Annotated in this window: 18 protein-coding genes; 14 read left to right on the top strand and 4 right to left on the bottom strand. The window is 66.4% G+C overall.

Annotated elements, in window-relative coordinates:
- The first annotated feature begins 242 nt into the window (after positions 1-242).
- From ASF30_RS20855 to ASF30_RS20830, 6 genes are all read left to right on the top strand, one after another.
- Positions 243-2,312 carry an acyltransferase family protein gene (locus tag ASF30_RS20855; RefSeq protein WP_055911279.1) on the top strand — a complete coding sequence of 690 codons (2,070 nt, stop codon included), beginning with the start codon at positions 243-245 and terminating at the stop codon, positions 2,310-2,312.
- Between the two features lie 381 nt (positions 2,313-2,693).
- Complete coding sequence (locus tag ASF30_RS20850) at positions 2,694-2,942, top strand: hypothetical protein (protein ID WP_157497558.1); 249 nt, start codon at positions 2,694-2,696, stop codon at positions 2,940-2,942.
- A 576-nt stretch (positions 2,943-3,518) separates the two neighbouring features.
- Complete coding sequence (gene gmd / locus ASF30_RS20845) at positions 3,519-4,550, top strand: GDP-mannose 4,6-dehydratase (RefSeq protein WP_055911275.1); 1,032 nt, start codon at positions 3,519-3,521, stop codon at positions 4,548-4,550.
- The gene (locus ASF30_RS20840) at positions 4,547-5,542 is read left to right on the top strand and encodes a GDP-L-fucose synthase family protein (RefSeq protein ID WP_055911273.1); all 996 of its coding nucleotides are present in this window, start codon (positions 4,547-4,549) and stop codon (positions 5,540-5,542) included. Before gmd ends, ASF30_RS20840 begins: the two co-directional genes overlap by 4 nt.
- Positions 5,543-5,925: 383 nt before the next feature.
- Positions 5,926-7,398, top strand: a complete 1,473-nt coding sequence (locus ASF30_RS20835) for a DUF4012 domain-containing protein (protein WP_162240786.1) — start codon at positions 5,926-5,928, stop codon at positions 7,396-7,398.
- Between the two features lie 61 nt (positions 7,399-7,459).
- The gene (locus ASF30_RS20830) at positions 7,460-7,948 is read left to right on the top strand and encodes a hypothetical protein (protein WP_055911269.1); all 489 of its coding nucleotides are present in this window, start codon (positions 7,460-7,462) and stop codon (positions 7,946-7,948) included.
- Positions 7,949-8,050: 102 nt separating this feature from the next.
- Here ASF30_RS20830 and ASF30_RS20825 read toward each other — a convergent pair whose 3' ends face one another.
- The 3 genes from ASF30_RS20825 to ASF30_RS20815 are packed head-to-tail and all read right to left on the bottom strand — an operon-like array spanning position 8,051 to position 10,259.
- A complete protein-coding gene (locus ASF30_RS20825; RefSeq protein WP_082468230.1) occupies positions 8,051-8,527 on the bottom strand; it encodes a VanZ family protein in 477 nt (158 codons plus the stop codon).
- Complete coding sequence (locus ASF30_RS20820) at positions 8,524-9,111, bottom strand: CHAP domain-containing protein (RefSeq protein WP_055911265.1); 588 nt, start codon at positions 9,109-9,111, stop codon at positions 8,524-8,526. Before ASF30_RS20820 ends, ASF30_RS20825 begins: the two co-directional genes overlap by 4 nt.
- Positions 9,108-10,259, bottom strand: a complete 1,152-nt coding sequence (locus ASF30_RS20815) for a hypothetical protein (protein WP_055911263.1) — start codon at positions 10,257-10,259, stop codon at positions 9,108-9,110. Before ASF30_RS20815 ends, ASF30_RS20820 begins: the two co-directional genes overlap by 4 nt.
- Positions 10,260-10,608: 349 nt before the next feature.
- Here ASF30_RS20815 and ASF30_RS20810 point away from each other — a divergent pair, with 349 nt between their 5' ends.
- Both ASF30_RS20810 and ASF30_RS20805 read left to right on the top strand, forming a co-directional pair.
- On the top strand, positions 10,609-11,550 hold the full coding sequence (locus ASF30_RS20810) for a hypothetical protein (protein ID WP_055911261.1): 942 nt from the start codon (positions 10,609-10,611) through the stop codon (positions 11,548-11,550).
- A 111-nt stretch (positions 11,551-11,661) separates the two neighbouring features.
- A complete protein-coding gene (locus ASF30_RS20805; protein WP_157497557.1) occupies positions 11,662-12,594 on the top strand; it encodes a nitroreductase family protein in 933 nt (310 codons plus the stop codon).
- 125 nt (positions 12,595-12,719) lie between these two features.
- Here the strand turns inward: ASF30_RS20805 and ASF30_RS20800 are convergent, their stop codons facing one another.
- Complete coding sequence (locus tag ASF30_RS20800; protein ID WP_055911259.1) at positions 12,720-14,036, bottom strand: UDP-glucose dehydrogenase family protein; 1,317 nt, start codon at positions 14,034-14,036, stop codon at positions 12,720-12,722.
- 217 nt (positions 14,037-14,253) lie between these two features.
- On the opposite strand from ASF30_RS20800, the gene ASF30_RS20795 reads away from it, so the two are divergent.
- From ASF30_RS20795 to ASF30_RS20770, 6 genes are read left to right on the top strand one after another with little or no spacing between them, the layout of a single operon-like run.
- Positions 14,254-15,294, top strand: a complete 1,041-nt coding sequence (locus ASF30_RS20795; protein ID WP_055911257.1) for a glycosyltransferase — start codon at positions 14,254-14,256, stop codon at positions 15,292-15,294.
- Complete coding sequence (locus ASF30_RS20790; protein WP_055911255.1) at positions 15,291-16,871, top strand: lipopolysaccharide biosynthesis protein; 1,581 nt, start codon at positions 15,291-15,293, stop codon at positions 16,869-16,871. Before ASF30_RS20795 ends, ASF30_RS20790 begins: the two co-directional genes overlap by 4 nt.
- Entirely contained in the window at positions 16,868-18,157 is a 1,290-nt protein-coding gene (locus tag ASF30_RS20785) for a polysaccharide pyruvyl transferase family protein (protein ID WP_082468228.1), read from the top strand. Before ASF30_RS20790 ends, ASF30_RS20785 begins: the two co-directional genes overlap by 4 nt.
- Positions 18,157-18,684: a DapH/DapD/GlmU-related protein gene (locus tag ASF30_RS20780; RefSeq protein ID WP_055911251.1), complete on the top strand. Its 528-nt coding sequence runs from the start codon at positions 18,157-18,159 to the stop codon at positions 18,682-18,684. The genes ASF30_RS20785 and ASF30_RS20780 overlap by 1 nt, the downstream gene beginning before the upstream one ends.
- A complete protein-coding gene (locus ASF30_RS20775; protein ID WP_055911249.1) occupies positions 18,681-19,796 on the top strand; it encodes a glycosyltransferase in 1,116 nt (371 codons plus the stop codon). The genes ASF30_RS20780 and ASF30_RS20775 overlap by 4 nt, the downstream gene beginning before the upstream one ends.
- A complete protein-coding gene (locus ASF30_RS20770) occupies positions 19,793-20,767 on the top strand; it encodes a glycosyltransferase family 2 protein (RefSeq protein ID WP_055911247.1) in 975 nt (324 codons plus the stop codon). The genes ASF30_RS20775 and ASF30_RS20770 overlap by 4 nt, the downstream gene beginning before the upstream one ends.
- Positions 20,768-20,908: the final 141 nt, after the last annotated feature.

The raw sequence follows: 20,908 nt of genomic DNA, 5'->3' as shown, positions 1-20,908 counted from the left end.
TCAACGAGGGAGCGCGCGGTCCGGTCGGTCCAACTCATTGAGGCTAGCTTCCGCCCGCGCTGGCTTGGTCGGTGGTGAGGGCTAAACGATCGTGGCTCGTTCTTATGTGCCGCCGATTCCGGTTCAAGGCGGCTCAATCAAGCCGACTACGGTCCGTTGCATTCACTCCCCGACAGCAAGTAGGGCCGAGTTCACTGAGTTGTTAAGCTTCAGGGCGTCCAAAAGGAATGAGGTAATCGGAGATGCACAGATACGCAGACATTCAGGGCCTCAGGGCGCTGGCAGTGCTTGCGGTGATCTTGTTTCACGCGGGCTTGCCCGTTCCGGGCGGGTTTGTTGGAGTGGACATGTTCTTCGTCATCTCCGGGTTCGTAATCGCCAACATGCTAATCCGCGAACGACAAAAGACTGGACGGATCGAACTCCGGTCGTTTTACGTCCGCCGTTTCAAACGCCTTACCCCTGCGCTTGCAGTCGTCGTGGTGTTCAGCGTCGCCGGTGCTGCTCTGCTCCTGTCGCCCCTTGGGAGCTTGCAGAACGCCACTCTTACTGGAATCGGCGCCCTATTAATTTCGGCGAACTATGTCATTGCGGGCACGACGGGAGGCTACTTCGCTCCGGCGGCGGACATTAACCCCCTACTGCACACCTGGTCTCTGTCGGTCGAGGAGCAGTTTTACCTCGGGTTTCCGATGCTCCTCATGTGCGGATGGTGGCTATCTGGCCGTGGGCGCGCTTCCCGGGGGTTCCCGGTGGCGATCCTCGTTGCTGTTGGGCTTGCGTCAGCGTTGCTGGCCTTCGCTGCCGTCGTCGCGGACCCGGTCGGCCGAGTTCCCCCGATTGCTGGGGGAGTCACCGGTCGAATTCCGACATTCATCGTAGGAACTTCCTTCGGCTTCTACGGGCCTCTCGGCCGGGTCTGGGAGTTCATCGCTGGTGCGCTAGTGGCTTTCGCGCTCACCCGCATCGAACGACTGCCCAGCGCTTCGGCGAAGGTGTTCGGAGTGGCTGGGGCGGCGGGAATTCTCGGGAGCATGTGGCTCATAAGTGAGGCGGATGCGTTCCCGGGACCTTGGACGGTACTCCCGGTTGTCTCGACTGTGCTTCTGATCACAGCGGGCCGAGTGGGGAGCAACGTGATGAGTAGAGTACTGGCCGCTCGGCCTGCAGTGTGGATCGGAGACCGGTCGTACTCGTGGTACCTCTGGCATTGGCCGCTGATTGTGTTTGCTGATCTGCTCACCGGACAGGATCCGCGGGCTCGTGTAGTTGCGCTCGCCGTTTCGCTAGGGGCGGCAATGGCGTCCTATCGGTGGATCGAGAACCCTCTCCGGGCTTTCCCTTCGAGGCCATTGCGGCGTTTCATTCCGGTGGCGGCTGCCATTCTCGTCGTTCCGCTTGTCCTCAGTGCAGGAACTTTCGCTGCGGCGCGCGATGGGTTCGCCAATGATGGCGTCCGCGCTTATCAGGCAGCCGATTCAGCTCACCTCGGTGAAGCGTCAGGCTGCGACACCACACTGCCGTTGGGCATGCGTGACGAGGGCACCTGCACGTGGAACGGTACGGCGGAAGGGGCACCCATCTATCTCGTCGGAGATTCGAACGCTGACCACTTCAGCGAAGCAGTTCTGGGGGCGGCTCTAGCGCTCGACGCACCTCTGCACCTGAGTACTTCTACAGCGTGCCCGCTATTTGCGGGGTTCTTCTACCGAAACGACATGAGCTCGGCATGGAATGCAAGGTGCGACGAGTATCGCACCGGCACGATTGATTTCCTTCTCGCGGACGCGACTCCTGGCACTGTAATCATTTCGCAGGTCGGAATCTATTGGAGTTCATCAAGCATCCGCGCTGGTCTGTCCGAGCGAGATGCCAGCACCGAAACCAGCCGCAAGCTCCATTCCCTTGAGGGTTCCCTCGGAGCGATGGTTGAAAATCTGCGTGCCGCTGGGCACAAGGTGCTTCTGGTGCAGGAGATCCCGTTTTACAACTACGTTGACTATCAGGAATACCAGCCCCAGCTTTGCTCGTCATTCGCAATGGCCTCGTTTAACTGCGTCGGCGAAATAGACCTCACCACCGCGGAAGACCAGTTCCAGGAAGTTCAGAGGATATACGATCACCTGGGTTCATCGCGGGCGGTCGATACCCTCCAGTTGCGCGACGAGCTCTGCGATGTCGAATCCTGCACAACCATCAAGGGCGGGACGATCATGTACCGTGACGGGACACATCTTTCGGTAGATGCAAGCAAACGACTCTCCGGTCGGTTCGAAGTAGCCCTCCGCGACCTTCGAACCGCGAACGGGTGAATCGCGCCGACAGGCAGGACTGTTGTTCCATGACGAGAAGATCCGCGATGGGCGACGGGGTCGAGGTTGACCTCGATGTAAGCGGCGAGCGGTACCTCGGGTGTTTGGCGAGACATTGTGGACACATCGCAGTCGATGGTGCGCCTCAGAATCAGTTCGCCGTTACAAAGCAGCCACTAATGCTCAGCTACACGCGTTGGCCTCAAAGCATCTGCCTCGTTCGACTTCGATTGGTGCCGGTAGACCTACTTGAGTGGGTGAACTCGAGAAAATCCGTCTGGTGCAATTGACCGCCGACCTCTCGTCCCGATTCTGCGGGGGAGCCCGCGTCGAGACGATCGAACCGCCGCATGCCCGGCCGCGCGCCGCATTGTGCATTTCGTGGTGCTTAGCCTCGCCATCGCTCCGGTCGCGGTCGCGGTCGTGACGTGGGTCGGGGTACGCGAGTTGCTCGCCAAAGAAGAGCGCGAGCAGACCATCCCGCTCGCGAGCGACATGAAGGCCCAGGTAGTGGCAGGCGAGAGCGAGGCTGCCCAGAGGCCGGGCTCGCAGTTCCAGGCGCACGCTGCGAAAGCGGCATCCCTCACCAGTGATCGATCTGGCGCGCCGTTGAAAACGCGCGTCGGATAGGCCCAAGTCTGACCGTGATGCGCGAGTTGACGGCATCCGTCCAAACCTGATCTCGCGGCCGCTGATGGCACCATCTCGCAGGCCAACACCGACATCCGTTCGATTGATGGCCTCGATGTGATCGGCCCGTTGGCCACTGCGCGCGATTCGCACGAGGCGCAGCTCTCCGAAGCGCCCCGGCGATCGGCTCCCTCGGCCGTGTGGCACCGGTCGTGCCGGCGATGCTCGGCGCCGATGGGCCACGCAACTACCTGATGCTGCTCCAGAGCAACGCTGAGCTTCAATCGTCGAGCGGGATCCCCGGGGGCGCTCGCTCTCATCCATACCGACGACGGCGCGTTCGCGATGACTGAGCAGGCGAGCTCGTCCGACTTCCTGGCCTACGACGCGCCCGTGATCGAGCTGCCCACTGGCGTGAGGGCAATCTGGGAGAACTCGACCTGATCGCGCGGCGGGCGCCCACGCTCTCCCTGACACCGTTTAGTACTGGTTCGCCTCCGACCCAGTAGCATCGTGCTGGCATGAGGGATTCGTCCTAGTTGTGTGTCCAGCAACCACGCGTAGAGGAGAACGAACTTGACCAAGCGAGCATTCATCACCGGTATCACGGGGCAAGACGGCTCGTACCTCGCCGAGCTTCTGTTGTCGAAGGGCTATGAGGTCCACGGTCTCATCCGCAGGGCGTCCACGTTCAACACCTCGCGTATCGATCACCTGTACGTGGACCCGCACGACCCATCCGCTCGCCTTTTTCTCCACTACGGAGATCTGAGCGATGGAGCTCGTCTCGTGACTTTGCTCGCCGAGATCAATCCTGACGAGGTCTACAACCTGGGTGCTCAGTCGCATGTGCGCGTCTCCTTCGACGAACCCGAGCACACCGCCGACACCACCGGCACAGGAACCATCCGCATTCTCGAGGCCGTTCGTCTCTCGGGAATCGAAACGCGGTTTTATCAGGCCTCGAGTTCGGAACTCTATGGCGCAACCCCGCCGCCTCAGAACGAGGAGACTCCGTTCTATCCCCGCTCGCCCTATGGTGCGGCCAAGCTCTACAGCTACTGGATCACGAAGAACTACCGCGAGGCCTACGGCATGTTCGCGGTCAACGGCATCCTTTTCAACCACGAGTCCCCCCGCCGCGGAGAGACCTTCGTGACGCGCAAGATCACCCGCGCCGTCGCCGCCATCAAGGCCGGGCGTCAAGAGCACCTCTACATGGGCAACCTCGACGCCGTGCGCGACTGGGGCTACGCCGCGGAGTACGTCGAGGGGATGTGGCGGATGCTGCAGGTCGACGAACCCGAGGACTTCGTGCTCGCCACCGGTATCGCCACGACGGTGCGCGATTTCCTCACCATCTCGTTCGAGCACGCCGGCCTCAACTGGGAAGACCATGTTCTATTCGATGAGCGGTACCTGCGTCCCACCGAGGTCGACGCGCTCGTCGGTGACCCGTCGAAGGCGAATTCCAAGCTCGGCTGGAAAGCATCCGTGCGGCCCGACGAACTGGCGCGATTGATGGTCGATGCTGATATCGAAGCCCTCGAGTTCGCCGGGAGCCCCTGGATCGACGCAGTGTCTCTCGACAGCTGGGGTGACCGGTGACGTTCACCGGTCTCGTGGGTCAGGATGGATCGTCGTTCGAGGCATCACGGCTCGATCGCGACGCCCCCTTCTATGTCGCTGGGCACCGCGGGCTCGTCGGATCAGCAATCTGGCGCAAGCTCGAAGCCGAGGGGTTCACCAATCTCATCGGCCGGTCGTCATCGGAACTCGACCTCACCGACCGTCAGGCCGTCTTCGCCTTCATGGCGGAGGCCCGGCCTCGCTACGTGGTGCTGGCAGCCGCGAAGGTCGGTGGGATTCTCGCGAACAGCACGTATCCCGCCGACTTCCTCAGCGTGAACCTTCAGATCCAGGTGAATCTGATGGACGCGGCTGTCGAGGTGGAGGTGGAGCGCTTGCTCTTCCTCGGCTCGTCGTGCATCTATCCCAAGTTCGCCCCGCAGCCGATCAGCGAGGACGCGCTGTTGACCGGATATCTCGAGGAGACGAACGACGCGTACGCGATCGCCAAGATCGCCGGCATCATGCAGGTGCAGGCTGTGCGTCGGCAGTTCGGGTTGCCGTGGATATCGGCTATGCCGACGAACCTGTATGGTCCTGGAGACAACTTCTCGCCATTGGGATCGCACGTACTGCCCGCGCTCATCAGGAGATATGACGAAGCGGCGGATGCTGGAGTCACAACCGTGACGAACTGGGGGACCGGCACGCCGCGTCGTGAGTTCCTCCACGTCGACGACATGGCCGATGCCTGCCTGCATCTCCTGGAGAATTACGACGGGCCGGAACAGGTGAACGTCGGTACGGGAAGCGATGTCACCATCCGTGAGATCGCGGAGACGGTGGCGCGAGTCGTCGACTACGACGGTGAAACGCAGTGGGACACGACGAAGCCCGACGGCACGCCGCAGAAGCTGCTCGACGTGTCAAGGCTCGCGAACGCCGGGTGGACTGCACGCATCTCCCTCGAGGACGGGCTGCGGTCGACGGTCCAGTGGTATCGGGAGCACCATTCCAGCTTGCGGGGCTAGGCAGCATCGTCTGGTGTAATTGACGGATGACCTCTCGTCCCGATACTGCGGGGGAGCCCGTGTCGAGACGATCGCACCGCCAACGTGCGCGTTCTCGTCGCGTCGTGCTCCTCGTGGTGCTGGGCGTCGTCTTCGTGTTGATAGCCATCGCGGCATGGGTGGGTGTGCGCGGGTTCCTCGCCAAGGGCGAGCTGGAACAGGCCATTCCTCTCGCAACCGAGATGAAGTCGCGAGTCGTCGCTGGAGACGGCGACGCAGCTCAGGCAGCAGGATCCCAGCTCCAGAGCCACGCCGCACAGGCTGCGCAACTGACCAGTGATCCGATCTGGCGCGCTGCCGAGGTCGTTCCCTGGATCGGTCCGAACCTCACGGTGATGCGGGAGTTGGCGGCATCCGTCGACACTGTCGCGCAAGGCGCTGTTCGGCCGCTGTCGAATCTGGCCGGATCGATTCAGCTGGGTGACTTCAAGCCGGTCGACGGTCGCATTGACCTCGATCCGCTAATCGCTGCACAGCCTGATCTCGCGGCTGCTGATGCCACGATCTCCCAGGCGAGCACCGACATCCGTTCGATCGATGACCTCGACGTGATCGGTCCGTTGGCAGATGCACGCGACTCGTACGAGGCGCAGCTGGCGGATGCGGCCTCGGCGATCGGAGGGCTGGATCGCGCGGCGCAGCTCGTGCCGGCGATGCTCGGCGCCGATGGCGCTCGCAACTACCTGATGCTGTTCCAGAACAATGCGGAACTTCGATCGTCCGGCGGGATCCCCGGGGCGCTCGCCCTCATCCACACCGACGACGGCGCCTTCGCGATGACCGAGCAGGCGAGCTCGTCCGACTTCCCGCACTACGACGCGCCCGTGATCGAGCTGCCCACTGACGTGAGGGCCATCTGGGGTGAGAACACGGCCGAATACATCCAGGATGTCGGCTATACCCCGCAGTTCCCTCTCACAGGTCAGATCGCGCGCGAGATGTGGAAGAGGCAGTTCGGAACCGAGGTCGACGGCGTGATCGCCACCGATCCGGTCATGTTGAGCTACTTGTTGGAAGCCACTGGTCCCGTCACCCTGCCGAGCGGTGATGTCATCACGAGCGAGAACGCGGTTCAACTGCTGCTGAGCGACGTGTACGCACGCTACGAGAATCCCGCCGATCAGGATGCGTTCTTCGCGTCAGCCGCCGCGGCGGTCTTCGCCGCCGTGGCGAGCGGTGACGCCGACCCGAAGAAGCTGATCGATGCGTTCATTCGCGCCGGAGACGAGCGACGGGTGCTCGTGTGGAGTTCCCACGACGACGACCAGGAGATCCTCGAGGGCACGACTCTCGCCGGAGAGCTTCCGTCCAGCGCTGGGTCGGCTTCGAGGTTCGGTCTCTACTTCGACGATCAGACCGCGTCGAAGATGGACACCTATCTCGACATGGAAGTCGCGATGGGAGATGTCGTCTGCCGCAAGGACGAGCGCCCCTATTACGAACTGCACGTGAAGCTGACGAATACGGCGCCGGCGGATGCGGCGACCACCCTGCCGGAATATGTCACCGGCGGAGGGCTCAAGGGCGTGGCGGCAGGGAATATCTCGACGTCGGTAGCGGCCTACGCGCCGCCCGGCTCGTACAACCTGGGAGCACTGCGTGACGGGAAGGATTCGGGGTATTACCCGAGCATCGAGAACGGATACCCCCTCAGCAAGTTCTCGACGGAACTCGCGCCTGGCGAGAGTACGACGCTGACCTTCGGATTCCTCGGCGACGACCCCAGTAAACGGGGTGCGGGCCTTGAGATGACGCCGATGCTGCGTAACGTCCCGGTTAATCGGTTACCGCTTACCTGTGAAAATGCCGTACTCTGAAACGGTCTTAGATCGCAGTTGCGTTCAGCGGTCGCACAATCACAAATCAAGGGGTCCCATCATGAAGAAGAAGCTTGTCGCGATTGCGCTCGCCGTCGTGGCGTTCGTTGCCATCCCGGTCACCGCAGCGACTGCCGCTGAGTACAACGGTCAGGGCTCCAGCGCCACGACCACGGCCGGTAACTCGGCGGAGCTGAGCTTCTCCGGACTCGACGCCAACGCGCCCGTCACGATTCAGGGCGACGGCGTCACCCTGGCTGTCGTCAAGGCCGGCTCGATCGCCAAGACCACCGACGCGAGCGGATCGGTCTCGACCACCGCCACCGCCAGCGCGCCCGGCACCTACACGGTCACCGCTACGACGGCCAACGCGGTCGCTGTCGCCACGTTCACGGTGCTCCCGGCGGACTCGTCGTCCGCTGACGGCCTCGCCTCGACCGGCGCCAACGTTCCGATGCTCCTCATCTGGGGCGCCGCCGGCGCGATCCTGCTCGGCATCGCCCTCGTGGTCGTGCTGACCACGGTGCGTCGCAACCGCGCAGCAGCGTAACCCCTTCGAGAACGCACGAGCACGGCCCCGGGAAACCGGGGCCGTGCTCTTTTGTGTTGTGACGCAATGGACGGCGCTTCGGCCCCGGACGTCGTCCGAGCTTCAGCGCGCAGAGGTGGACGTCGGCACCACGCCCACGGCTGCGGCGCGAGGCGGCCGCCGCCGGGCGATGAGCGTGCCGATCACCAGCACGATCAGGCTGCCGATGAGGGCGCCAGTGCTGTTCGCGATGACGTCGCGCCCGCTCGGGTAGCGATCGGGCAGGAGTAGGAACTGCGCGAGTTCGATCGCCGACGAGAACAGCACGCCGGCGATGGTCGCCATCCACCAGCGCCTGCGTCCCAGGAGCACGGTCAGGATCACTCCGAAGGGGATGAACATCACCACGTTCGAGCTGAACTCGATGAGCTTGTAGCTCATCCACGGCATGCCATGTTGGTGCGCCCAGATCACGAAGGCGTAGATCTCGTGGCTGATCGGTCGGTCCACGGGCTCCGGCCACAGCACGATGAGAGCGAGCACGATGAGGTAGAGCACCATCAGCACGCCGGCCAGTCGGCGTCGATGCCGCCAGCTCATGCCGACGGAACGTACTCGGGGTAGCCGTAGACGACGTTCGTGTCCCAGGGCTGCCCGTAACGGCGCACGAAGGTCTGATCCGACGGCAGGAACTCGGGCACGTCGCCCTCCACCGTGGCGATCGAGTCGGCGCGCACGTCGTCCACGAAGCCTGCGTGGTAGATGGTGTCGACCGGCCCCGCGCTGTAGAAGATCACGGCGCCAGCGCGCGGTTCGGTGCCCACCAGGCCGCGCGCGTCGAAGTGCTCGTACAACTCGCGGGCATCGCGCGTCTGGGGCACGGCGTTCTCGCGCAACAGCCACGCCACGTATTGGGCGCTCCACGCCGTCGTCGCTCCGACCCCCGCGCTCCACGGGCTCTCCGCCAGCCGCATGCCAGCGCTCCCACGCGCCTCGGCTCGCACGTCGTCGATGGTGCGGGTGGGCACGGCGTCTGCGGTCGGGGTGGGGGTCGACGTCGGCGCGGCAGTGCGCGCGGTGCTCGGCGCATCATCGCGCGGCAGCAGGACGACCGTCGCCGCACCCGCCGCGACGGTACCGAGGGCGGCGATGATCACGGTGCGCCGACGGATGGCGCCGGTCACGGCTTCGCTCCGTTCCGATACGAGCGCGGATCGGCCTCGGCGACGGTGCGCGCGACCTTGTGGCCCGCGTGCCACATCGACACGACGGGGAACCTGTTGACCACCCGGTAGATCTGCATGTCGGTGCGGAACGCCTCACTGTCGGGACGAGCCAGAACACGCGGAACGCGGTGGGCGCCGTTGACGAACGGCACCGGCTGCACTGTGGTGGCCGCTCCCTGGTTGACGTAAGTCTCGATCCAGCCCTTGCTGATCGATCGCGAGACGTGGATGCGCAGCACGACGTCAGTCCACCGTCCGCGCCGATAGGGGAGCGAGAGGTAGGGCCACGGATCGCCGGCGTTCAGCTCGTTGCCGCGGATCACGAACTCATCGAGTGGCTCGCTCTTCAGCCGCCTGTCGGCGTGCAGCACGAGCGGGGAGCCCTGCACGTAGGGCGGACCGTAGAACTGGAACAGGGCGATGTAGCCAGTGGCATCCGGCCCCTTCGGATTGGCCGGGTCGTTCTTCGGGTACACCGTGGGGAAATCGGTCGAGGGCATGAAGGCGAAGCCGACGCAGAACTCGTCGCCCTCGACGATGTTGCGGCGGCTGGACGACTGGAACCGCACAGTCGTCTTGGTGGGCTGCTCAGCGTCGTACCGGGCGCTCTCGGGCATAGAGACCTTCAGCACCTTGCGGGCGGCCCCCAGCACGGGATCGTTCACGAGCTGGGCGTACTTGGCGCCCACGACGGCGGAGTGGCTCTGCTTCCACTGCTCGAGGGTTCCGTCGTACTTCGCAGCCCAGGCGAGCTCGGAGCGCCATCCGCCCGTGGGCAGCGAGTCGCCCTGGAACCTGTTCGCCGTGGCGACGCCGATGAAGGGCGAGGTGACGGTCACACCGTCGACCACGGCGCGCGCCCGGATCCAGAAGACGCCGTCGGACGGCGTCGGCGTGACGTTGTCGACGAGCTTGCGCGTGGTGTTCCAGGCGACGTAGTACTTGCCGCCGCCGACGCCCTTCGCTTCGCGGGTGCCGAACTCGGGCACGCCGATGATGATCACGACGTTGGAGACCTTCGTGCCGCCGGTGACCTTGGCGACCACGTTGAGAGTGCCCGACACCTTGGACTCGGTGAGGGGCGAGATGATCGCGATGGAGGCCATCGTGTTCCCCTTCCCTCGAACGGATGCTGTCATGCGATGTCGCACGCGAGGGTGGGGTCACAGCGATGCGAAGACTCGGTCGCCAGACCCGCAATCATCGGTCCAGCATCATCGCCCGTTCCCTCGCTCCGGACACGACACACCCTCCCGGGGGCCGCATCACGGTTCTCACAAGCTATAGCGGGCATTCTCAAAGTGCAAGGATCCCCGGCGCCTCCGACGCCAGTATGTCGATCCTGTTAACAACATGAGGCATCCACGGTTTCGGGTCATTCGCGTTGTTAGAGTCATGCCGAATCGGCCGCCCGCGCCACGCGCGGGTCGGGCCGTCCGTGAGCCAGGAGGCAGCATGCCCGAAACGCGCCCCACCTCGACCGACATCCGACGCTCGACCGACACCAGACCCCCGACCGACATCCGACCTTCGATGATGCTGAACCGACGCACGGTTCTGGGGGGTGCCGTCGGCGGAGTACTGCTCGGCGCACTCTCGTCAGGAGGGGTCGCCCAGGCTGCGACATCGCCCATCCCGACTCTGCCCTACGAGGTGAGTCGCAGCGCCGTGCGCGTGACGAGGCTCGGCAAGAAGCAGTACGAGGCCATCGACGTTCTCCTCGGCACCGACAGGGTGCGCATCTTCGTGCCGTATGCCTCGCCGCCCGGAACGAAGAAGGCGGTCGGCGTGCTGTGGTTCTTCCACGCCAACGGCTCGGACTACACCTCGATCGACGGCGCCTACAAGTACGGCGCCGAGATGGCCGTCGACCAGGGCGCCGTGTGCGTCTGCGCCAACTACGGCGGCAGTCTCTGGACCACGCAGCCCGCCATCCAGGCGCAGGTGAACGTCGCGAAGTACGTGAGCACGGTGTGGAAGGTCGGGTTGAGCTTCATGCGCGGCAACTCCGGCGGAGGGTCGCTGATGTGCTACTCCTACGGCAAGAAGCTCGTGCCGGCGGCTCGCGGCATGTACATGGCCAACGCCACGTACGACATGGAGGACCTGTACGACCGCGACCCCGTGCGCATCGCCCCGGTGTACGGCAACAACCGAGCTCTCGCGGTCGCCACCAACCCAGCGCGTTTCGACCAGTCGGCCTGGAAGGGCACGCGGATCAAGACCGTCGTCTCGCTCGTCGATCCTCTGGTCATCCCGTCGAGGCATGGGCTCGCGCTCGCCGACAAGGCGCGGCCGGTGGCGACCGAGGTGATCGTGCAGTACCACGACCAGGGGCACGTCGTTCCGGGCTGGACCCAGACCGACATGATCAAGACCTTCCAGTCCTGGATGTAGGCGTGCCGGCGGAGAGCGAAACGTGCAGTCTCCCGTAATCCGCCCTTAACACCCGCTCTGTACCCTGAACAGGGGGGGGATCCACCTCCGTCGCTCGGGGGAGGACGTCGCATGGCTGGAATTCGGGAACTCGTTCGGAAGCCGGTGCGCCTGGTGCGCCGACGATTCGCGATGGGCGCTGAGTTCGCCCGGGACTACCGCTCGTACAGAGCCACGGCTGCGCCCACCGACGATGCTGCGAACGCTGAGCTCACAGGTATCCACCTCGAGACGCAGGTCACGAAGGACTACCACCGCGTGGAGAAGGGGTTGAGCCTTCGCGCACCGAAGCAACCGTTCGGCGATGCGGTCGACCGTCGGCTCGCGATGCTCGTGCCGGCGGGCGTCGGCATCGACCGGGAGTACCAGGCGTTCGCCGTCGACGCGCGGGAAGCCCTGGCCGGATGGAACTCCGCGGGCGCTCTGAGCGACGTCGTGAGCCCCGTGGCTGCGCCGACAGAGACCTTGGACCCGGAGTTGCTGCAGCAGTTCTTCAGCAGCCGTCACAGCGTGCGCGATTTCGACGAGGACCGCCCCGTCGACCCGCGCCTCATCGACGAGGCCGTACGCCTCGCCGGATCCACTCCATCGGTCTGCAACCGTCAGGCGGCGCGCGTGCACGTCTTCGATGGAGCGGAGGACAGCGCGCGCATCCTCGCCCATCAGAACGGCAACGCCGGCTTCCGTCACCACGTGCGCACAGTGATGATCGTCACGGTCGAGCGCGGCCTGTTCGCCGGCGCTGGGGAGCGCAATCAGCGATGGGTCGACGGCGGACTGTTCGCCATGACCCTGGTCTGGGCGCTGCACGGGCTGGGGCTCTCGAGCTGCATGCTCAACTGGTCGATGACGAACGCGCGTACGGATGCCCTACGCCTGGAGGCCGGCATCCCGGACTCCGAAGACGTCATCTGCCTGATCGCTGTGGGCAACGCACCCGCAGACGGCTATCGCGTCGCCCGATCGCCGCGTCGCCCGTTGACCCAGGTGCTGACCCGCCACTGAGGGCACTACGCGCCGGCCCTCGATCGCACGGGGTGCCGCGCTTCGGCCGCGGACTGCATCCGGGCCTCAACGAACGAGAAGCCCGGACCTTCCGCGCGGAAGGCCCGGGCTTCATCGTGCGGAGCTCAGGGGCGGCCGAGGCCCCTGTAGGTCCAGCCGTCGGCACGCCAGGCGGCGGCGTCGAGGCAGTTGCGGCCGTCGATCACGATCTTGGCCGCGACAAGAGGGCTGGCGAACGCAGGCTCCATGTGACGGTACTCGTTCCACTCCGTCACGAGCACGACCAAGTCGGCTCCTGAGAGAGCCTCGGCCGTGTCGGTGACGTAGGTGAGCTGCGGATGGAGTCGCTTCGAGTTCTCAATGGCCTCGGGATCTGTCGCGATCACATCAGCACCCAGGCCCTTGAGGCGCACGGCCACGTCGAGAGCCGGTGAGTCGCGGATGTCGTCGGAGAACGGCTTGAAGGCGAGGCCCAGAACGGCCACCTTCTTCCCGTGCACCTGTCCGCCTAGCGCGTCGACGGCGAGGTCGACGACGCGCTGCCGGCGGCGCAGGTTGATGGCATCCACCTCCTTGAGGAAGGCGACGGATTCGCCGCGGCCGAGCTCCTCCGCCCGCGCGGTGAAGGCCCGGATGTCCTTGGGGAGGCATCCGCCGCCGAATCCCGCTCCGGCCCCGAGGAAGCGCCGACCGATGCGGGCGTCGTAGCCGATGGCGTCAGCCAGCTGCGTCACGTCGGCCCCGGTCACCTCGGCGATCTCGGCCATGGCGTTGATGAATGAGATCTTGGTGGCGAGGAAGGCATTGGCCGAGACCTTCACCAGCTCCGCCGTGGCGTAGTCGGTCGTCACGAGGGGCGTGTCGGCGGCAATCGCGGACGCGTAGACCTGGCTCAGCAACGACTCGGCCGACTCGGCGGCGGCACCCTCGGGGGGCAGGCCGTAGACGAGCCTGTCGGGCGTGATGGTGTCCTTCACGGCGAAGCCCTCGCGCAGGAACTCGGGGTTCCACGCCAGGATGGCTCCGGTTCCGGATGCTGCGATCTTCCCGGCGAGGCGGGCTGCGGTGCCGACGGGAACCGTCGACTTGCCGGCCACGAGGTCACCGGCGGAGAGGTGCGGGATGAGGGCGTCGATGGCCGCGTCGACGTAGGTGAGGTCGGCCGCGTACGACCCCTTCTTCTGCGGTGTGCCAACGGCGACGAAGTGCACGGTGGCACCAGCGGCATCGGCGATGTCGGTGCTGAAACTCAGCCGACCCGACTCGACTCCCGACACCAGGATCTCGGGCAAACCCGGCTCGAAGAACGGCGCGCGCCCCTCGGCAAGGGCGGTGATCTTGGCCTCGTCGACATCGATTCCGATGACGTCGTGGCCCAGTTCGGCCATGCTCGCCGCGTGCACGGCTCCCAGGTAGCCGCATCCGATAACAGAGATCTTCACGCATTGGCCTTTCGTCGATTTCTCACAGCGGGCCACGGCGCACGCGTCTGTCCTCTCAAGTTGTACCAAACCCCCATCCGTGAGTGTTGCTCACACGTTACGACCGGGTGTACATCTCGCGACACCAAGGCTACCGACGAAAATCCGACGGTACTGTCGGCAAGAGGTTCAACGTCGTTCCACCCCTTCCAGCTTTCGAGGAGACGACGAAGCGCCTATGACCAGTGCGACCGAGAACCCGACCATCGTCGGCACGACACGACCGCTCGTCGTGCAGCACACTCTCGCGCCGCCGGACGGACGCACCAAGTACGTCGACATCATGGTCGACGGTGCCGCGCCCGATGTCACCATCCGCTACTTCACCTGGAAGCGCGCGCTCGCGGCCGACTACGACGTCTTCCACGTGCACTGGCCCGAACTGATGATCCGCGGCAAGAAGCCGCTCAAGCGGTTCGCGCGCAGGCGTGCTCTGCAGGTGCTGGTGTTCAGGCTCAAGCGCCGCCGCATCCCGATCGTGCGCACACTGCACAACGTGACGCCGCACGAAGCCGGCTCAGCGGGGGAGAACCGTTCGCTCGACCTCGTCGACCGCGCCACCTCGCTCTATCTCCGACTCAATCCGACGACGGAACTGCCGACGGATGCCGAGGCCGTCACCATCCTGCACGGCCACTACATCGAGAAGTTCGCGCAGTATCCGCTGCCGGAGCGCGAGCACGGCCGCATCCTGTACTTCGGCATCATCCGTCCGTACAAGGGCGTCGACCTTCTCTTCGACGCCTTCAGGGAGCTTCCGGGCGATGACCTCACGCTGCGTGTCGTCGGCAGCCCGAGTGTGGGCCAGCGCGAACTCGTCGAGGAGCGCGTCACCCGTGATCCGCGAACCTCCGCGTTGCTCGCCTACGTCGACGACGACGTGCTCGTCGACGAGATCGGCCGCGCCGAGCTCGTCGTGCTGCCGTACCGCGAGATGCACAACTCGGGGGCCATCCTGGTCGCCCTCTCGCTCTCGCGCCCGGCCCTCGTGCCGCGGTCGCCCGCCAACACCGCGCTCCGCGAGGAGGTCGGACCGGGCTGGGTGATCGAGTACGACGGCGAGCTCGGACCGGAGCAGATCGCCGCAGCACTCCAGACCGTGCGCACTGTCGGCGCGGATGCCGCACCCGACCTGTCCCGCCGCGACTGGAACGTGCTCGGCCGTGAGCACGAGGCCGCCTACCGCCGGGCCATCGCCATAGCCGAGGCAGCCCGATGACGCGCACCAGGCGAAGGCCGGCGGACGGGGTCGAGCAGTCGCTCGCCACCTCGGCATCGCGCGGTGCCGTCGTCATGATCGGCGGGCAGGCCGTGCGGGTGGTCGTGCAGCTGGTCGGCGTCGTCGTGCTCGCGCGACTCCTCGGGCCGACGGACTTCGGCCTCGTGGCGATGGTCACGGCGGTCATCGGCATCGGGGAGGTGTTCCGCGACTTCGGACTCTCCTCGGCCGCGGTGCAGGCCAAGACCCTGTCGCCGCAGCAGAAGGACAACCTGTTCTGGATCAACACGGGCATCGGCCTGGTGCTGAGCGTCGTGACCTTCCTGCTCGCCGGCCCCATCGCCTCGCTGTACGGCGACGACAGGCTGCGCCTGCTCACCGAGGTGCTCTCGGTCACCTTCCTGCTCAACGGCCTGTCCACGCAGTTCCGCGCCGATCTCGGTCGTCACCTCGGCTTCGGACGGCTGGTCGTGGCGGATGCCGTCGGCCAGGCGATAGCCCTCGCCGCGGCCATCGTGGTCGGCGTGCTGGGCGGCGGCTACTGGGCGCTGGCGGTGCAGCAGGTCGGTCAGGCGCTCCTCGTGCTCATCGTGCTCGTGATCGTGACGGACTGGTACCCGCGCGGCATGCACCGGCGGGCCGGCATGGGACCGCTGTTGTCGTACGGCGTCACGGTCTTCCTGGCCCAGATGCTGAACTACGTCAGCCGCAATGTCGACTCCGTCATCATCGGCGCCCGCTTCGGGCCGGCGGCGCTCGGCCTCTACAACAGGTCGTTCCAGCTGGTCATGCTCCCGCTCCTGCAGCTGCAGGCTCCGGCGACGCGTGTGGCGCTCCCGGTGCTGTCGCGCCTGCAGGACCAGCGCGACCGCTTCAACGCCTTCATCAGCTTCGGCCAGACAACACTGCTCACCATCGTGGGGCTCATGTTCGCCTTCCTCGGAGCGCAGGCGACAGCCGTGGTGTCGATCATGCTCGGCGCACAGTGGCTCGAGGCAGTGCCGGTGTTCCAGATCCTGCTCATCGCGGGCTGGTTTCAGGCCGCCGCGTATGTGAGCTACTGGGTGTTCCTCTCCAAGGGACTGACCAGGTCGAACCTGATGTCGGCGCTCGTCACCCGACCCATCACCATCGGGCTCATCCTGCTCGGCTCGGTGTGGGGCGTCTACGGCGTGGCCGCCGGCTTCGCCCTCGGCCTCGGCATCACCTGGCCGATCGCACTGCTCTGGATCAGCAAGGTCTCCGACGTCGACGCCAAGCGCCTGTTCCTCAACGGTCTGCGCATGATCACGGTGTTCGGTATCGCCACCGGCGCCTCCTACGCGTCCACCCTCGCGGTGCCGGCCGACCAGCCGCTCCTGCACCTCGCCATCGGCTCCGTCGCCCTGCTCGGCATGCTCGCCCTCGAGGCGGCGATCTGGCCGCGCTTCCGCGCCGACGTGCTCCAGGTCATCGGAGCCCGGCGCTACCTCACCCGGGCCCGTACCCCGGCACCCGCTGAGGAGACCCCGGCCCACGCACCAGCCACAGCCTCAACCGACACCCCTGAGCCATCGGCCAGAACGGAGCAGGAATGAGAAGACGCATCCAATCGCGAATGCTGCGCGGCTGGAGGGATCTGCGCTACAGCTCGGGGCTTCCACCGCGACGCGACCGGGCGACAGCCCGGCGGGCGTCGAGCGCTCTCGACTCCTCGGGGCACCGTGACGCCCACCTGCTGATCGCGGCGCCGGGTCGCGGCAACATCGGGGATCAGGCGCTGTTCGAGGCGTTCCTGGAGAACGCTCCGGGGCCGATCATCGCCATCGTGCGCGCGAGTGATGATTTCGTCGTACCGGCCGGCGTGAGTTCGAAGGTGAAGGTCTTCCCGCTCCCGAGTCTTGTCTACGGCGAGGGCGCGGAGCATGCCGCCGCCGTCCGATCGTTCGTCGGGCTCCTGGCCGGGGCGCGCAGCCTCTCCATCATCGGAGCCGACATCATGGACGGCCGCTACAGCCTCCGCGGATCCGTGCGGCGCGCGGCGCTCGCCGAGATCGGCGCCCGTGAGGGGGTTCCGACCCGCATCATCGGGTTCAGCTGGAACGGGTCGCCGAGCTTCGGAGCCCGCCGCGCTCTGGTCCGCGCCAGTCGTGCCGGCGTCGTCCCGCTGCTGCGCGACCCTCGTTCAGCCCTGCGTGCGACCGAGCAGGGCATCCGGAACGTCACCCCCGTCGCCGACATCGTGTTCTCCGCGACGACGATGGACACCGCCGTCGCCATCCCCGAGGTTCCGTTCGCCATCGTCAACGTCAGCGGCCTCATCGCTCGCACGACCGATCAGACCTCGCAGTACCGGCGCATCATCGATCACCTGCGCTCCGCCGGATTGCACGTGGTGCTCCTGCCGCACGTCATCAAGGACCTGAGCGACGACCTGGCTGCGTGCCGGGCGGTGGCCGATGTCGTCGGCGGCCACGACGTCACCCTCGTCGACGGGCTGCTCCCTCCGGCTCAGGTGCGTGCTCTCGCTGCTCGGGCCGCAGTCACGGTCACCGGCCGCATGCACCTCTCGATCATGTCGCTCATGGGTGGCACCCCGGCGGTCACCCTCGCGACCCAAGGCAAGGTCGAGGGACTCATGGACCTCTTCGGCGCCCCGGAGTTGTGCGTCTCGCCAACGGGCGACTTCGCGGCTCCTGTCATCGCAGCCCTCGCCCGTGTCATGCCGGAGTCGTCCAGCACGCGCGACACCATAGCGGCAGCGCTGCCCGGGGTCATCGAGCTCGCCCGGGCGAACACGGCCGGGTTGGGCACGGCGGTGCGTGCCCCCTCGACAGCCGCAGCGGCAACCCGCGGCGTGCTGGTGGTCGGGGAGTCCGGCTGATGGGGGCGATCACGCAGCTCATCGCCAACACCGTCGCCTCGAGCGCGGTCTGGTCCCCGCGCCTGCGGGTGCGGCTGCTGCGCCTAAGCGGGGCGGCGATCGGCGCCGGAACGCGCATCCGTCCCGGCATCCGCTTCATCGAACGGGTCGACCTGCTGAGAATCGGAGACGGATGCTTCATCAACGTCGAACTCCTCGTCGGCTCGAACGCGCCCGTCGTGCTCGGCGACAGGGTCTCCATCGGCCCGCGCGTGCAACTGGTGCCGACGACCCACCAGATCGGTCCGTCTGAAGCACGCGCCGGCGCCTCGGTGAGCGCCCCCATCAATATCGGCGACGGAACGTGGATCGGCGCCGGAGCCATCGTGCTCGGCGGGGTCACGATCGGATCCGGATGCATCATCGCTGCGGGCTCTGTCGTCACGGCCGACTGCGAGCCCGACTCCCTCTACGGCGGCACTCCGGCCAGACTGATCCGCACCCTCGATGCTGCATCCGAGAGCAGCCGCACTCAAGGAGCCCGATGAACACGCCGACCGGCCCGCTGCGCATCCTGTTCGTCGTGCCGTCCCTGCACGGCGGGGGAGCCGAGTTCGTCGCCCGCACCTGGATGGGGTGGCTGGCCGAACGCGGCCACACCGTCGCCGTCGTCACCACCTCGGCCAAGGCCACGGATACCTACCTGCCCGACGGAGTGGTGCACTACCAAGTGGCGACGGCCGGCGGCCATGTCGGCAAGTCTCGGGCCCTCATCGCCATCTTCGGCGGCTTCAAGCCCGACGTGGCGGTGAGCCTGCAGGCCCACGCCAACCTCGTGCTCCTCACCGCCGCCGCACTGAGCCCCAAGTCGCGGCGCCCTCCGGTGATCATCAGCGAACGCAATCTGGTCTCCCTGGGACTGGCCGATTCCGACCTGTCGCACAAGGTCAAGATCGGCTTCGCCCGGCGCATGTACGGCCGCGCCGATCACGTCATCGCCATCTCGCATCCCGTGGCCGGCGAGCTGGTGAGCGGCTTCGGCGTCTCCGGCGAGCGCTGCACCGTCGTCGCGAACCCCGCAACGGCGAAAGTGGCCGGCATGGACCGCGTGACGCGCGTGCCCGGAACCGATGGCGGACTGCAGCTCGTGCTCGCAGCGCGCCTCGTCTCCCAGAAGCGACCCGAGCTCGCCATCCATGCCGCAGCCGAGCTGAACCGCCGCGGCATCCCCACCGAGGTCATCTCCTTCGGAGGCGGACCGCTCCTCGACTCGGTGACAGCCGAAGCCGAACGGCTCGGAGTCTCCTTCGACGACAAGGGCTGGGTCGAGGACTGGTTCTCGCACTTCCAGCCGAACTCCGTGGTGGTGCTGCCGTCGATCCGCGAGGGGTTCGGCAACGTCCTGGTCGAGGCCGCGGCCGCCGGCGTGCCGTCGGTCGCCGTCTCCGGGGCTCTCGGCGTCGCCGACGCCATCGTGCCGGGCATCACCGGCGAGCTCGCCCTCGGGCCGACGGCCGAGCAGCTCGCTGACGCCGTGGAGCGCGCCAGCGCCATCGACGTCACCGGCATCGACGCGTGGCTCGACAGGTTCTCGGTCGGCTCCAGCGGAAGGGATCTCGAGACCGTGCTGCGGATGGTCGCCACGGACGGCCCGCGATGACCGCCGGCCCCGACGTGAGCGTCGTCATCCCCGCCTACAACGCCGCGGACTTCCTCGGCGACGCGGTCGAGAGGCTCCTGCTGCAGAGCATCCCCGTCGAGATCGTGATCGTCGACGACGGCTCCAGCGACGACACCGCCGCCGTGGCGGAAGAGCTGGCCTCCCGGCATCCGTCGGTCGTCTTCGTCCCCCTGGCTGAGAACGGCGGCGTTGCCGCGGCCCGTGAGGCCGGGGTCGCCGCCTCGTCGGGCCGGTTCATCTGGTTCGTGGACGCCGACGACGACTGGACTCCGGATGCCGCCGCGACGATGCTCGCCGCGGCCGACGGCCTCGCCGCCGACATCGTATGCGCGGGTGCCGAGTACCTCTCGGTGGACGGCTCACGCCGACCCGTGCCGTCGCTGCCCGTCGGCACGGTCGACGGCGCGACCGCCTTCCGCGCCATGCTGGTCGGCCGGGTGAGCGGTCACCTCTGGAACAAGCTGTTCGCCCGCCGCCTGTTCCCGGCGATCACCTTCACCCGCTCCCGGGTGCACTCCGACCAGGCCATGGTCGCCCAGCTCCTCGTCGCCGCGGAGTCGGTGGTCGGCATCCGCGACACCGTCTACACCTACAGACTGCGGAGCGGATCGATCATCAGGTCGAACACCCGACGCGCTCCCTCCCTCGAGCAGGTCGGATCCGTCGTTCGCGGGTGCGCCCGACAGGTCGGCGCTGTCGGCGGCCGGGAGTTCGACTACTACACGGCACGCTTCTCCCTGCTCTCGCGCATGAAGGACGCCACGAGCGGGGCGTACTCCGCCGAGGAATCGCGTGCCCTGGTGCGCACCGCCCGCCGGGAGATGACGCCGTCGGTGGTGCTGTCACTGGCGCGGGCGCGGGAGCCGCAACGCTTCGCCCTGCTCGTCGCCGCGCGTATGAGCCTGCCGCTCTATCGCCGCATCATGAGCAGCCGCGGGGCGCGCGAATAGGCCGTCGGGCGACACGCGACCAGCCCGTCGGGAGACGGGGCACCCCCCATTGGTGTCACACAACCGTAATCTCCAGCGCCGAGCGTTAACCTCGGCGACTCCTGGAGCTGACAAGCCCTCACTAACCTTTCAAGTGCAGGC

Source organism: Leifsonia sp. Leaf264 (assembly GCF_001422325.1).
Taxonomy (GTDB): domain Bacteria; phylum Actinomycetota; class Actinomycetes; order Actinomycetales; family Microbacteriaceae; genus Orlajensenia.
The sequence above is the reverse complement of the archived record's forward strand: the minus strand, read 5'-3'. Positions and strand labels throughout refer to the sequence as shown.